Below are 12,602 nucleotides of genomic sequence, written 5' to 3'. Positions count from 1 at the left end.
TCGGGGGCATCATGGGTCCGTTCGAACATCCGCAGAAATCCTATTACGCGGCGACCGCCAACAAGTTCCAGCGACTGGAACCGTTGTCGGGTACCGTCGCGGCGGATGTGTGCGTGGTGGGCGGCGGTTTCACCGGCCTGTCCGCGGCCCTTCATCTTGCCGAACGTGGTTTCAAGGTCGTGCTACTGGAACAGGCGCGCATCGGCTGGGGTGCCTCGGGCCGGAATGGCGGCCAGATCAATCTGGGCCTACGCAAGGGGCCTGAGGAACTGATCGCTGCCTTTGGCGAAGAGCGGGCCAAGCTTCTCTTCAACATGAGCGAAGAAGCACGGGCGATCATCGTCGATCGCGTGGCGAAGCATCAAATCGCCTGCGACCTGAAGCCCGGCACGCTCCATGTCGCCAGCAAGGCGCGCGATCAGCAATGGATGGAAGAGGAAGTGGCCTGCCTGGACAAGGTCTATGGCTATAAGGGGGCGACCTTCCTCGACAAGCGGCAGACCAGGGCCGAGCTCGGCTCCGACATTTTTCATGCCGGCGTCAAGGATCGCGGCGGCGGGCATCTGCATCCGCTCAACTATGCGCAAGGGCTCGCCGAGGCGGCAATCGCCGCCGGTGCCGTGCTTCATGAGCAAAGTCATGTCGTGCGCATCGACAAGGGCACTGTCAACCGCGTCGTCACCACGCAGGGCGAGGTGCAGGCCAAATATGTGGTCCTCGGCTGCAACGCCTATCTCGGCGATTTGGAGCCGCGCATTGCCGGCAAGATCATGCCGATCGCCAATTTCATCGTCGGCACCGAGCCATTGTCCGAGAACGAGGCCCGCGACGCCATCACCAACGATGTCTGCGTGTGCGACACCAAGTTCGTCGTCAGCTATTGGCGCCTTTCCGCCGACCGGCGCATCCTGTTTGGGGGCGGTGAGCGCTACAACACGCATCCGCCGGCCGATATCGGCGCCTTCGTGCAGCCCTATCTCGCCCGCGTCTATCCGCAATATGCCGAGAAGCGCATCGATTTCGGCTGGGGTGGGATGCTGGCCATCACCGCCTCGCGTCTGCCGCAGTTGGGGCGCATGGGCAACATCTTCTTCGCGCACGGCTATTCCGGGCAGGGCGTCGCGACGACGGGCCTGGCCGGCAAGCTGGTCGCCGAAGCGGTGGCGGGGACGGCGGAACGGTTCGACGTCTTCTCGGCGATCAAGCACCAGACTTTCCCCGGTGGGACCTTGCTGCGGCATCCGCTGCTGGTGGCGGCGATGCTGTGGTACGCGCTCCGCGACCGGCTCTAGGGGCGAACGCAGCCTGCTTAGGCAGGGTATAATCGCGCCTAATCAGATAGTTACCCATCAGGCGGCGAAAATACCGGACCAGCTTGCCAGTGGCGGCTGACCAGCGATATATTCAAGTGGATATAACGTTGTCCCGCGAACCGAATGACGCTGCAGGTTTTCCGCAACCAGGGTGAGGGTGGTCTTGCTTCGGCCAAAGTGAGCCGCCGCGAGCAGTTTTCGCTCGGCTCCCTGTTCGATCGTTCGACCCTGCCCGATGCCGCGATGAATTTGCGCCCTGCAGCGCAGGCGGGATCGCGGCGCGAAACGCCCGCAACGGTCCTGGCCAGCCTGACGCGGCGCCAGAAGATCTGGGAACTCGGTGCCTCGCTGCATTGCTCGATCATCGGCACCTGCCTGACGACAGCCGAGCTGCGCCAAGCGCTCACCAAAATGAACATCGCCGGTATCGAGGCGATGACGGAGCATGACCTTCACAAGCACGGCGTCACGCTCGCCGGCTATCGCGACGGCACCGCAAAGCCCTTGCAGAAGGCCCTGGACCGGAAGCATCAGCGCAGCATCGCCAAGTTCGATCTGGTGACGATGGAAGAGGAGCTGCTGCACCTCTGGCAGGACGGCGTGGCGGCCGGTGATATTCCCGGCGCCTATTGGGCCTTGCTCAGTCATGGGTCGGTCACGGAAAAGCTGACCAAGCGCGCCTTTGGCGAGGTGCATATGCTCTCGCATCTGATGGGAGCCGCCAACCGTGCCGATATCCGCCGCCTCAGCGCGATGGAGACGGAGAATGAGGCGCTCAAAGCCAAGATCGAGCGCCAGCAGGCACAGATCCACGACATCGCGGTCGCGCGCGATGCGAAGATCCGTGACCTCGACCGCCTTCTGTCCCAACGCTTGCATTCCGTCGGGACCGTGCAGGAAGCGAGTGCCGGCGGTGATGATCTGCTGGCCGTCTTGGAGCGCCGGCTGGCGTCCGAGGCGGGACGCCGGCAGAGCCTGGAAGAGAAGCTCGCTGCTGCCGATCAGCGCTGGAAGGTGGCCCAGGACAATCTGGCCAACGCCAGCGAGACGATCAGGCGACTGGAGCAGGAATTGGCGCTGGCTGAATCCGGCCTTGGCTTGGACGGGGCGGTCGAAGAACCCGTGGCATCACACCTTGCCGGGCGCACACTCCTTTACATCGGCGGCATGTCCGGTCACGTCGCGCGCCTGAAATCGATTGCCGAGCGCTTCGGTGCCGCCTTGCTGCATCATGATGGTGGGCTTGAGTCGCAGTCGACGCAGCTGCAGGCGCTGGTGGCGCAGGCGTCGCTGGTCTTCTTTCCGGTGGATTGCATCAGCCACGATGCCATGCACCAGTTGAAGAAAGCGTGCCGCCAATCGGCCAAGCCCTACATCCCCCTGCGCAGTGCCGGGCTCACATCTTTCCTTGCCGCCCTCAGGAGCTGGCAACCACAGGCGGCCGGCGCCGCCTTCTGACCGCCTTCATATTTTTCCACCATGCAAACAAACGGACGAAAGGCCCGCCATGTCGAACGCGCTCAAATTCTATATTGATGGTAAATGGGTTGATCCGGTGAAACCAGCAACGATCGACGTCATCAACCCGGCGACCGAAGAGGCCTATGTCAAGATTTCCGGCGGTTCCACTGCCGATGTCGACCGCGCCGTCGCCGCGGCCAAGCACGCCTTCAAGACCTTTACGAAGACCAGCAAGGAAGAGCGTCTGGCGCTCCTGCGCAATATCCTGGCGGTCTACAACGCCCGTGCCGAGGATCTGGCGCGCGCGGTCTCGGATGAGATGGGCGCGCCGATGAGCTGGGCGCGGGATGCCCAGGTCTGGGCCGGCCGCGTCCACCTTGAAGCCACGATCACCGCCCTGGAAGGGTTCGAGTTCGAGCATCAGCGCGGCACTTCGCGCATCGTCAAGGAAGGGATCGGCGTCGCGGCTCTCATCACGCCGTGGAACTGGCCATTGAACCAGATCGTCTGCAAGGTGGCCCCGGCCATTGCCGCCGGCTGCACGATGGTGCTGAAGCCGTCGGAAATCGCGCCCATCAGCGGTGTCATCTTCTCCGAGATCATGGCCGAAGCCGGCACGCCGGCCGGCGTCTACAACATGGTGAATGGCGACGGGCCGTCGGTGGGTCAGGTCATGTCCGGCCACAAGGATGTCGACATGGTCTCGTTCACCGGATCGACCCGCGCCGGCATCATCGTGGCGAAGACGGCGGCCGATACGGTGAAGCGCGTGGCGCAGGAACTGGGCGGCAAATCACCCAATATCATTCTGCCCGACGCCGATTTCGCTTTCGCCGTGAAGAAGGGGGTCGAAGGTTGCTTCGGCAATACCGGCCAGTCCTGCGATGCACCCACCCGCATGCTGGTCCCGCGCGGCCGTCAGGCCGAGGCTCTGTCGATTGCCAAGGCCGCTGCCGAGGCGCACAAGGTCGGCGATCCGAAATCCGCCGACACGGTGCTGGGCCCGGTCGTGTCGGAGCTTCAGTTCAACAAGATCCAGCGATTAATCGAAGCCGGTATCAAGGAAGGGGCGACCCTGGTGACGGGTGGCCTCGGTCGGCCGGAAGGGCTCAATCGCGGCTACTATGTGCGCCCGACCATCTTCGGCAATGTGACGCCCGCGATGACGATCGCGCGCGAGGAAATCTTCGGACCGGTTCTTTCCATCATGCCCTACGACTCTGAGGAACAGGCGATCGAGATCGCCAACGACACGGTCTATGGCCTTGCGGCCTATATCGCCAGCCAGGATATCGAGCATGCGCGTCGCGTGGCGCGCGAATTGCGGGCCGGTACGGTCAACATCAATTATCCGGACTGGGATACGTTCGCGCCCTTCGGCGGCTACAAGCAGTCCGGCAACGGCCGCGAATATGCCGATTGGGCGATCCACGATTTCCTGGAGATCAAGGGTGTGGTCGGCTACGGCAAAGCCTGACCGAAGAAGGGTTGCCGCCGTTTCTTTTGACACATGGCGGTCATGAAAATTCGGGACTTTGGCGGGGGCGGGGAATGCGGTATTCCACTGCCATCCGCCAAAGTTGTTTTTAGGGAAAGCGCTATCATGCCGAACAATCTGAAATTCTACATCAACGGCCAGTGGGTCGATCCGGTGAAGCCCGCCGTTCTCGACGTCATCAATCCGGCGACCGAGGAAGCCTTTACGCAGATTTCGATGGGTTCCGCTGCCGACGTGAACAAGGCGGTCGCCGCCGCCAAGGCAGCTTTCCCGAAATTTTCAGCGACCAGCAAGGCGGAGCGCCTGGCGCTGCTGAAGCGGATCCTTGAGGAATACAACAAGCGCTTCGACGACATCGCCAAGGCCGTGTCCGATGAAATGGGCGCGCCGATGTCTCTGGCGACCGATTCCCAGGCCTGGATCGGCCGCGCCCATCTCGAAGCGACCATCAAGTCGCTGGAGGAATTCTCGTTCGAGGAAAAGCGCGGCGACACGCGCATCGTCAAGGAAGGGATCGGCGTTGTCGGTCTCATCACGCCGTGGAACTGGCCACTCAACCAGATCGTCTGCAAAGTGGCCCCGGCGATTGCCGCCGGCTGCACCATGGTGCTGAAGCCCAGCGAAGTAGCACCGATCAATGCCATCATCTTCGCCGAAGTCATGGATGCAGCCGGCGTGCCGGCCGGTGTCTTCAACCTGGTCAACGGTGACGGCCCGAATGTGGGCCAGGTGATCGCCGGCCATCCGGATGTCGACATGGTCTCGTTCACCGGGTCGACCCGCGCCGGCATCATCGTCGCAAAGACCGCGGCCGATACGGTGAAGCGCGTCAGCCAGGAACTGGGCGGCAAGTCGCCGAACCTCATTCTCGAAGATGCTGATCTGGAGACGGCGGTCTACAAGGGCATCGTCAATTGCTTCAGCAACAGCGGCCAGTCCTGCAATGCGCCGACGCGCATGCTGGTACCGGCCAAGCGTCATGACGAGGCGCTGAAGATCGCCAAGAAGGCGGCCGAAGCACAGAAGGTCGGCGATCCGAAATCGACTGACACGGTGCTTGGCCCCGTGGTGAGCGAGATCCAGTTCAACAAGATCCAGGGCCTCATTGAGAAGGGCATTGCCGAAGGGGCGACCTTGGTCACGGGCGGCACCGGCCGACCGGACGGGCTCAATCGCGGCTATTACGTGCGCCCGACGGTCTTCGGCAATGTGAAGAACGACATGACCATCGCGCGTGAGGAGATTTTCGGTCCCGTCATCGCCATCATGCCCTATGAGACTGAGGAGCAGGCGATCGCGATTGCCAATGACACGGTCTATGGCCTTGCAGCCTATGTGCAGTCGAAGGATGTGAAGAAGGCACGCGATGTTGCGCGTCGCCTGCGGGCCGGCCAGGTCAAGATCAACTACCCGGCCTGGAACGCCTACACGCCTTTCGGCGGCTACAAGCAATCGGGCAATGGTCGCGAATATGCCGATTTCGGCATTCACGATTTCCTGGAGACGAAGGGAATCGGCGGCTACGGCGAAAACTGAGGCCGGGCATGTACAACCCGTCGCATTTCCGTGAAGAGCGCCTGGACGTCCTCCATGAGGCGATCACGCAGGCGCGCCTTTGCTCGCTCGTGACATTGGGCAGCGACGGGTTGGATGCCAGCCACATTCCAGTCTTGCTGGAGGCGGGGGAGGGTGCGTACGGCACCCTCTACGGCCATCTCGCCCGTGGCAATCCGCAATGGAAGCAGACTGACCGGACGATCGAGGCGCTGGCCATCTTCATGGGGCCGGACGCCTATATCTCGCCATCCTGGTACGCGGCGAAGGCCGAGCATGGCAAGGTCGTCCCGACCTGGAATTTCGTCACCGTCCATGCGCGTGGTCCGATCGAATTTTTCGACGATCGCGACCGCCTGTTGCCGCTGGTGACCAAGCTCACCGACCGGCATGAGGGGAAGCGTGCCGATCCCTGGAAAGTGAGCGATGCGCCGGCCGATTTCATTGACGGTTTCCTGAAGGCGATCGTCGGCTTTCGCCTGCCCATCGCCAAGATCGAGGGCAAGTGGAAGCTGAGCCAGAACCGATCCGAGGCCGATCAGCGCGGTGTCGTCGATGGCCTGCGGGCAGGCGGCGACAGCGCCGACGGAGCTGTCGCCGATCTGATGGCAAGGCAGCGCTGATTCAGGAGCGACGGAAGAAGCGCTTCACGCCCGCCCACAAGCCCGCTGCCAACGGCACAATCAGAATGGCCAGCTTCTTGCCGGCGACGGCGAGAATGGCGAGCGCGCCCGCCAGCAAGCCCTTGCCAAGCTTGACGCCGGCAACCGCCGCCACCAGCCCGGCAATGCCGTAAGCCGCGACTTTGTCGCCTTCTTTGACATCGATATAGCGATAACCAGCATCATAGCTGTGGCCGTCGAGGACCGATGCGAGCACCTGCTTGCCGTTCTTCCGGTATTGCTCCATGTCCCCGACCCAGATGAATTTGTGATAGCCTTCGCGCCCCAGCTTCACCGCGACCGCGTTGGGCCAGTGCTGCTGATCGTCACCCAGTTCCAGTACATAGTGCGCGACGTGTGTTGTGGCATCGTAGCTTGGCTTTTCAATCCAGCTGATGACATCGAAGGGAGCCTGGCCATGAGCTGCCCGCTCTTTATTGGCTTCCCGCTGACCCTCGATGAGTTGTTTGAGAAAGTCGTCGGGATCAATGTCCGACCAGTCATTGTCTTTGACGAAGCCTTCACGGAGAAATTCGACGGCGACCTCAACATTGTCGGCGGCGTTGAAGACAACGAATTCGGTGTTCGGAAATTCGACGCCGTTGATCAGGTACTCGTAGCGCTCTGCGTCTTTCCCCAACAAAGTTGTGAATCCTGCGGGCGGCCTGATGGTGCTGTGTGACGCCTCGATCTGGAAACTGTCCGCGCCGGACAGCCAGTTCATTTCCCTCAATTCGTTGCGAAGCGCTGCCTCGTCCTTGGGATAAGGCGCCTGATCGGCAAATGCGGCGCCCGCCGCCAGACAAAGCATTCCGGTCAATGCGGCACGCCAAACAGCGCGTTTCATCTCTATCCTCATAAGTAGTAAATCTTATAATCGAATACAACAAAAAGAGAACATTGCCAAGCCTTGGCGTCGCCGCACCGCAACAGGTAAGGTTCCGGCAAAAGGGAGAGCGTGATGAAGATTCTGATTCTCGGCGCCGGCGGCGTCGGTGGCTATTTCGGCGGACGGCTCATCGAGGCGGGGGGCGACGTGACCTTCCAGGTACGGCCGGCTCGCGCCCGGTCGCTGGCGGAGAAGGGCCTCGTTATCAAAAGCTCGCAAGGCGACGCGACTCTCCCGGTGAAGACGATCGAGGTGGCCGAGGGCAGCGGTCCCTTCGATCTCGTGCTCCTTTCCTGCAAGGCCTACGACCTTGGGACCGCCGTCGACGCGGTGGCGCCGCATGTGGCGGCAGGGGCCGTTCTGCTGCCGCTCCTCAACGGCATGCGCCATCATGACGATCTGCGCGCCCGGTTCGGCCCCGAGCCGCTCATTGCCGGTGTCGCCCAGATCGAGACGACGCTGTCGCCCACCGGCGAGATCCTGCATAAGAGCGACTTCGCGCGCATCGTCTTCGGCTCGCTCGGCGACTATCCGCCGACACCGCGCGCGCAGACTGTGCTCAGTGATTTCGCGCGCATCGCCAGCAGCGCCAATTTCTCCAGCCGCCTCATGGACCCGGTCGACCAGGCCCTGTGGGAGAAATGGATGATGATCGGCACGCTGGCCGGCATCACCTGCCTGATGCGCGGTGCTACCGGCGACGTGATGGCGGCGAAGGAGGGGCGTGAGCTCACCGAGGAATTGCTGCAGGAAGCGATTGCGGTCGCCACCGAGCACGGTTATCCGCCGAGCCCCGAATGGCTGGGCGGTGCCCGCAAATTGCTGATGACGCACGGTTCGACCTTCATGGCGTCGATGCTGCGTGACATCGAGAAGGGGAATGCGATCGAGGCCGATCATATCATCGGCGACATGTACCGCCGCGCCCATGAAGCCGGCCACGATGCCAATGTGTTGCGCCTCGTCTATTGCCATCTCCAGACCTATGAAGCGCGCCGCGCACGGAAAGGATTGTAGGGCGCTTGCGCTTCACCGACACCCGCCCCATATCGCGATGACGAGGACGGCCGGAGATTGCATTTGACGCTCTTCAGGTCAGCGCACCGCGAGAGAATTGGGGCGGCAGTGCACGAATTGTGCGCCGCGTCGGGCGATATCTTGGCGCTTTCGGCCGAGGATGTTGCCGCCGCCGCCTTGCGCCGCGGTTTGAAACGGACTTCTCGCGATCTGTTGGGCAAGCTTCTGGCGCAGGCGATCGATTGTGATATCCATCGCTTGACCGACGTTTTTCGCATGAGCGGCGGGACCGCCTTGCAGCCGGCGCGGCTGGTGGGCGATTGAGCCCTGCGGCTCGGCCTGTCGGCGCAGGAGATCGCGGAAACTACTGCCGACAGTATGGCGCCCGTGGCGCTGGCGCAGGCCTATCTTGGGATCGCTCCCATCGACGTCCCGCAGCTCGAGGCGCTGAAAGATATCGCGATGGCCTATGGTGCCCCACCAGATGCGGCCCTTGGCTGGATTGAAAAGGCAGTCAATGCCGAGATCGAGCGCCAGGTCGAATCCGTGCGTTCGCAGGGGAGCTGGTGGTGCCGGCTGGCGCGCTCATACTCCAGCTGACAGATCGCTAACGAAAACGGTCGTTTCCGGGAATATTCGATTCACCGGGAAATTTAGCTGTGCGCGCCGATTTCGGTCAGTTTTGCGAAAGCTTGGCCGGGCTATCTCAATGGCCACACGCTCTGAAAATTCAAAATCGATCGTGATGCAACGACTTGCCGGTGATGCGGCAGGGAGCGTGACCGATTGCCTGCGCGACAACCTGAACGAGGGGTCTCCATGACTGAGCTCGATAAACAGTTCCTAAGCAAGGTCCCGGCCGTGACGCTGGGCTTCTGGTTCATCAAGATCCTCGCCACCACCTTGGGCGAGACCGGCGGCGACACGCTGAGCATGACGTTCGATTTTGGCTATCTCGCCAGCACGGCCATCTTCGCCAGCATCCTCGTCGTCCTGGTCTGGCTGCAGATCCGGGCCAAGGGGTTCCACCCGATGCTTTACTGGGCGACGATCATCGCCTCGACCACGGCCGGCACGACGATGGCCGATTTCGCCGACCGCTCGCTCGGCATCGGCTATACCGGCGGCTCCTCGCTGCTGCTCGCCTGCGTGTTGATCTCGCTCTTCGTCTGGTACCGCGCGCTCGGCACCATCAATGTCGACACGGTGCGCACACCGGCCGCCGAGACCTTCTACTGGATCACCATCACCTTCTCGCAAACCCTAGGCACGGCATTGGGTGACTGGGCGGCGGATACCGGCGATCTCGGTTACATGGGCGCGGCCATCATTTTCGCCGCTCTGCTGCTGGGCGTGGTGGCGCTCTATTATGGCTCGAAAGTCAGCCGGGTCGGTCTCTTCTGGGCGGCCTTCATTCTGACGCGGCCGCTGGGTGCGGCGGTCGGCGATTTCCTCGACAAGCCGCTCGATCATGGCGGGCTGGAATTCAGCCGCCCGATCGCCTCGGCGGTGCTGGGTGCGATCATCCTCGGCAGCATCTTCTTCCTGCCGCAGCGCGCCGGTAAGCACCCCTGATACCAACTATCGGCAAACAAAAAGGCCGGGCAGCGATGCCCGGCCTTTCTGCATTTGTCGGACAGAACTTACGCCGCGAGCGTGCCGTTAAGGCCCGCAACGAAAATCTGCCCCAGTTCCTTGGCGCCGACCTTGATCGGGTTGCCACCGGCCGACGGATCGGCCTCGGCCATCTTCGCCACTTCGTCGACGCGCTTGTCGTCGACGCCGATCTCTTTCAGCGTGTGCGGAATCTTGATCTCGGCACGGAGATCGAGAATCCACTTCTGCACCGCGCCGAAGCTCGGATTGGGCAACCCCAGGAAGCGGGCAAGGCGCACCATGCGCTCGTCGATGGCCTTGCGGTTGAATTCCAGCACATAGGGCATGATCACCGCGTTGGTGAGGCCGTGATGCGTGTTGTACAAGGCACCCAGCGGATGGGCGATGGCGTGCATGCCGCCAAGGCCTTTCTGGAAGGCGGTGGCACCCATGCTGGCCGCAGCCATCATGTTGGCGCGCGCCACAAGGTTCTTGCCGTCCTTCACCGCGAGCGGCAGCGCTTCCTGGATGAGGCGCATGCCTTCAAGCGCGATGCCGTCCGCCATCGGGTGATAGCCCGGCGCGCAATAGGCCTCGAGGCAATGCGACAGCGCATCCATGCCGGTCGCCGCCGTCACGTGCGCGGGCAGGCCCACGGTCAGCTCCGGATCGTCGATGACGATCGAGGGCAGCATCTTCGGATGGAAGATGATCTTCTTCACATGGGTCTTTTCATCGGTGATGACCGCAGCGCGGCCCACTTCGGAGCCGGTGCCCGAGGTGGTCGGCACGGCGATGATCGGGGCGATGCCGGCGGGATCGGCGCGGGTCCACCAATCGCCGATATCCTCGAAATCCCAGATCGGGCGGGTCTGGCCGGTCATGAAGGCGATGGTCTTGGCCGCGTCGAGCGCCGAGCCGCCGCCGAAGGCGATGACGCCGTCATGCTTGCCGTCGCGATAGACCTTGAGGCCGTCTTCGACATTCTTCGAAATCGGGTTGCCCTGCACTTCGGAGAAGAGGCCGGTCGGGATGCCGGCGGCCTCGTTGCGGGCGATGGCGTCCTTGATCATGGGCAGGGAGGCCAAGCCCGGGTCGGTCACCAGCAGCGGCCGCTTCAGCCCCAGCGCCTTGCAATGGTCCGGCAATTCCTTGATCCGGCCGCAGCCGAACTTGACGGAGGTGGGGTAATTCCAATTGCCCTTCAGGGCGGCAGCATCCTGGCTCATAGCCTTCGTGATCCTTGGCTGGGTGGGTGACGAAATCGGCGGCATTCTAGCCGTGTTTCACGGCAGGAAAAGGGGGATTTGGGTCGCGGCGGAGGGTGTTGATAAGTCTGATGAATGGAGCGTGCGGCCTCCTCTCCCTAACCCTCCCCCACGTTGGAGGGAGGGGACTAGAGCCGGTCTGAATTTGAACTTTGCCGCGAACTCGGTCGGACTCCCTCCCCCCAACGTGGGGGAGGGGCGGGGAGAGGGGGTCTCACTGCTGCTCAGTCTATGGCCCGCCGCTTCCACTCATCCGCCACGTCGCCCATGGTCTTTGGCCTTCCATCCTTGATCCAGGCCATGAAAGGACGGTCGAATTTGAAACCAGGGCCGCAGTGGGCGATGAGGAAGCGGCGCACATTCTGCGTGTTGCGATAGCTGGAGGTGACCGGCGTCGCGCGCGTGATCTTGCCGCCATGCCAGTCGAAGGCGTCCGTCACGATCCTTTTCCCTTCCGCTCCCCCCACATGACAATGAGGCTCGACGCCACGATCATCACCGCGCCGATGATGCCGGTATGGGTGGGGAGGTCGTGCCAGACCAGATAGCCGAGGACGACCGAGGAGGCGAGGGCGGTGTATTCGGTGGGGGCGATGACCGAGGCCGGCGCGTGGCGGAAGCTCTCATAAAGCAGGTACTGGCCCGCTCCGGAGAGGAGGCCGAGCCCCACCATCAGTCCCAGGTCAAAGAGGCTCGGCGTGTGCCACAGGAAGGGCATGAAGGCCCCGCAAAGCAGTGTGAAGCCACCGTTGGTGAAGATCATCTGGTTGATGGTGGGTTCCGCATGCATGATCTTCCGAACCAGCATCGTCGCGAAGGCCCAGAAGGTCGCGGCCACAAGCACCAGCAATGCCGGCCATAGTTCTGCGCGGCCGGTTGGATTCGCGGCAATGGCGACACCGATGAAGCCGACGATGACCGACGCCCAACGCCAGGCATTCACCTTTTCATGCAGGATGAAGATCGACATCACTGTGACGATGAGTGGCGCTGCGTAATAGAGCGTCACCAGATCAGGAAGCGGCAGGTACTTTGCCGCCGTGAAATAGCAAAGCCAGGCCGAGAGCAGCAGTCCCGCCCGAAGCGCCAAGCCACCCTTGTTCGAACTGCGCAGGACACCCAGCATGCCGGTCTTCCCGCCTACGGAAAAGGCGATGATGGAAATCGTCAGGCTGCGGACGAACAGCACCTGGAAGATGACGTAATCATGCATCACCAGCCACTTGACGATGGCATCCTGCCCGGAAAAGACCGAATAGCCGGCAATCGCCAGCAGCAGGCCCCATTGCGTGTTGTCGGTGAGCTTGGTGTTGGTGGCGAGAGACAAAATCGGATCCGATTGTC

General features: G+C 62.4%; 13 protein-coding genes. 9 read left to right on the top strand and 4 right to left on the bottom strand.

Annotation, left to right across the window (positions count from 1 at the left end; genetic code table 11):
* The first annotated feature begins 11 nt into the window (after positions 1–11).
* The 5 genes from ACE3PP_RS17680 to ACE3PP_RS17660 all read left to right on the top strand — a co-directional run bounded on the left by ACE3PP_RS17680 (position 12) and on the right by ACE3PP_RS17660 (position 6,449).
* A complete protein-coding gene (locus ACE3PP_RS17680; RefSeq protein ID WP_374384558.1) occupies positions 12–1,292 on the top strand; it encodes an NAD(P)/FAD-dependent oxidoreductase in 1,281 nt (426 codons plus the stop codon).
* 144 nt (positions 1,293–1,436) lie between these two features.
* Entirely contained in the window at positions 1,437–2,771 is a 1,335-nt protein-coding gene (locus ACE3PP_RS17675) for a DUF2325 domain-containing protein (RefSeq protein WP_374384556.1), read from the top strand.
* Between the two features lie 49 nt (positions 2,772–2,820).
* The gene (locus ACE3PP_RS17670) at positions 2,821–4,251 is read left to right on the top strand and encodes an aldehyde dehydrogenase family protein (protein WP_374384554.1); all 1,431 of its coding nucleotides are present in this window, start codon (positions 2,821–2,823) and stop codon (positions 4,249–4,251) included.
* Positions 4,252–4,377: 126 nt separating this feature from the next.
* Positions 4,378–5,808, top strand: coding sequence for an aldehyde dehydrogenase family protein (locus tag ACE3PP_RS17665; protein ID WP_374384552.1), 1,431 nt, complete (start codon positions 4,378–4,380; stop codon positions 5,806–5,808).
* An 8-nt stretch (positions 5,809–5,816) separates the two neighbouring features.
* A complete protein-coding gene (locus ACE3PP_RS17660) occupies positions 5,817–6,449 on the top strand; it encodes an FMN-binding negative transcriptional regulator (protein ID WP_374384550.1) in 633 nt (210 codons plus the stop codon).
* A gap of 1 nt (position 6,450) precedes the next feature.
* Here the strand turns inward: ACE3PP_RS17660 and ACE3PP_RS17655 are convergent, their stop codons facing one another.
* Positions 6,451–7,335, bottom strand: coding sequence for a DUF2167 domain-containing protein (locus ACE3PP_RS17655; protein WP_374384548.1), 885 nt, complete (start codon positions 7,333–7,335; stop codon positions 6,451–6,453).
* A gap of 114 nt (positions 7,336–7,449) precedes the next feature.
* Here ACE3PP_RS17655 and ACE3PP_RS17650 point away from each other — a divergent pair, with 114 nt between their 5' ends.
* The 4 genes from ACE3PP_RS17650 to ACE3PP_RS17635 all read left to right on the top strand — a co-directional run bounded on the left by ACE3PP_RS17650 (position 7,450) and on the right by ACE3PP_RS17635 (position 9,969).
* On the top strand, positions 7,450–8,394 hold the full coding sequence (locus ACE3PP_RS17650) for a 2-dehydropantoate 2-reductase (RefSeq protein WP_374384546.1): 945 nt from the start codon (positions 7,450–7,452) through the stop codon (positions 8,392–8,394).
* Between the two features lie 108 nt (positions 8,395–8,502).
* Entirely contained in the window at positions 8,503–8,718 is a 216-nt protein-coding gene (locus ACE3PP_RS17645) for a hypothetical protein (RefSeq protein ID WP_374384544.1), read from the top strand.
* A gap of 54 nt (positions 8,719–8,772) precedes the next feature.
* A complete protein-coding gene (locus ACE3PP_RS17640; RefSeq protein WP_374384542.1) occupies positions 8,773–8,994 on the top strand; it encodes a hypothetical protein in 222 nt (73 codons plus the stop codon).
* 219 nt (positions 8,995–9,213) lie between these two features.
* Entirely contained in the window at positions 9,214–9,969 is a 756-nt protein-coding gene (locus tag ACE3PP_RS17635) for a hypothetical protein (RefSeq protein WP_374384540.1), read from the top strand.
* Between the two features lie 68 nt (positions 9,970–10,037).
* Here ACE3PP_RS17635 and ACE3PP_RS17630 read toward each other — a convergent pair whose 3' ends face one another.
* The 3 genes from ACE3PP_RS17630 to ACE3PP_RS17620 form a co-directional block, all read right to left on the bottom strand.
* Positions 10,038–11,219: an iron-containing alcohol dehydrogenase gene (locus tag ACE3PP_RS17630; protein ID WP_374384538.1), complete on the bottom strand. Its 1,182-nt coding sequence runs from the start codon at positions 11,217–11,219 to the stop codon at positions 10,038–10,040.
* Between the two features lie 263 nt (positions 11,220–11,482).
* Entirely contained in the window at positions 11,483–11,698 is a 216-nt protein-coding gene (locus ACE3PP_RS17625) for a DUF6434 domain-containing protein (RefSeq protein WP_374384536.1), read from the bottom strand.
* Positions 11,695–12,585, bottom strand: a complete 891-nt coding sequence (locus tag ACE3PP_RS17620; RefSeq protein ID WP_374384534.1) for a DMT family transporter — start codon at positions 12,583–12,585, stop codon at positions 11,695–11,697. Before ACE3PP_RS17620 ends, ACE3PP_RS17625 begins: the two co-directional genes overlap by 4 nt.
* Positions 12,586–12,602: the final 17 nt, after the last annotated feature.

The organism is Dongia sp., from assembly GCF_041910485.1.
GTDB lineage: Bacteria > Pseudomonadota > Alphaproteobacteria > Dongiales > Dongiaceae > Dongia.
This window is presented reverse-complemented; position numbering and strand designations above follow the sequence as displayed.

Excerpts from the sequence above, each read along its gene's own strand:
- ACE3PP_RS17680 (WP_374384558.1), top strand. The coding sequence starts at position 12 with ATGGGTCCGTTCGAACATCCGCAGAAATCCTATTACGCGGCGACCGCC.
- ACE3PP_RS17675 (WP_374384556.1), top strand. The coding sequence starts at position 1,437 with ATGACGCTGCAGGTTTTCCGCAACCAGGGTGAGGGTGGTCTTGCTTCG.
- ACE3PP_RS17670 (WP_374384554.1), top strand. The coding sequence starts at position 2,821 with ATGTCGAACGCGCTCAAATTCTATATTGATGGTAAATGGGTTGATCCG.
- ACE3PP_RS17665 (WP_374384552.1), top strand. The coding sequence starts at position 4,378 with ATGCCGAACAATCTGAAATTCTACATCAACGGCCAGTGGGTCGATCCG.
- ACE3PP_RS17660 (WP_374384550.1), top strand. The coding sequence starts at position 5,817 with ATGTACAACCCGTCGCATTTCCGTGAAGAGCGCCTGGACGTCCTCCAT.
- ACE3PP_RS17655 (WP_374384548.1), bottom strand. The coding sequence starts at position 7,335 with ATGAAACGCGCTGTTTGGCGTGCCGCATTGACCGGAATGCTTTGTCTG.
- ACE3PP_RS17650 (WP_374384546.1), top strand. The coding sequence starts at position 7,450 with ATGAAGATTCTGATTCTCGGCGCCGGCGGCGTCGGTGGCTATTTCGGC.
- ACE3PP_RS17640 (WP_374384542.1), top strand. The coding sequence starts at position 8,773 with ATGGCGCCCGTGGCGCTGGCGCAGGCCTATCTTGGGATCGCTCCCATC.
- ACE3PP_RS17635 (WP_374384540.1), top strand. The coding sequence starts at position 9,214 with ATGACTGAGCTCGATAAACAGTTCCTAAGCAAGGTCCCGGCCGTGACG.
- ACE3PP_RS17630 (WP_374384538.1), bottom strand. The coding sequence starts at position 11,219 with ATGAGCCAGGATGCTGCCGCCCTGAAGGGCAATTGGAATTACCCCACC.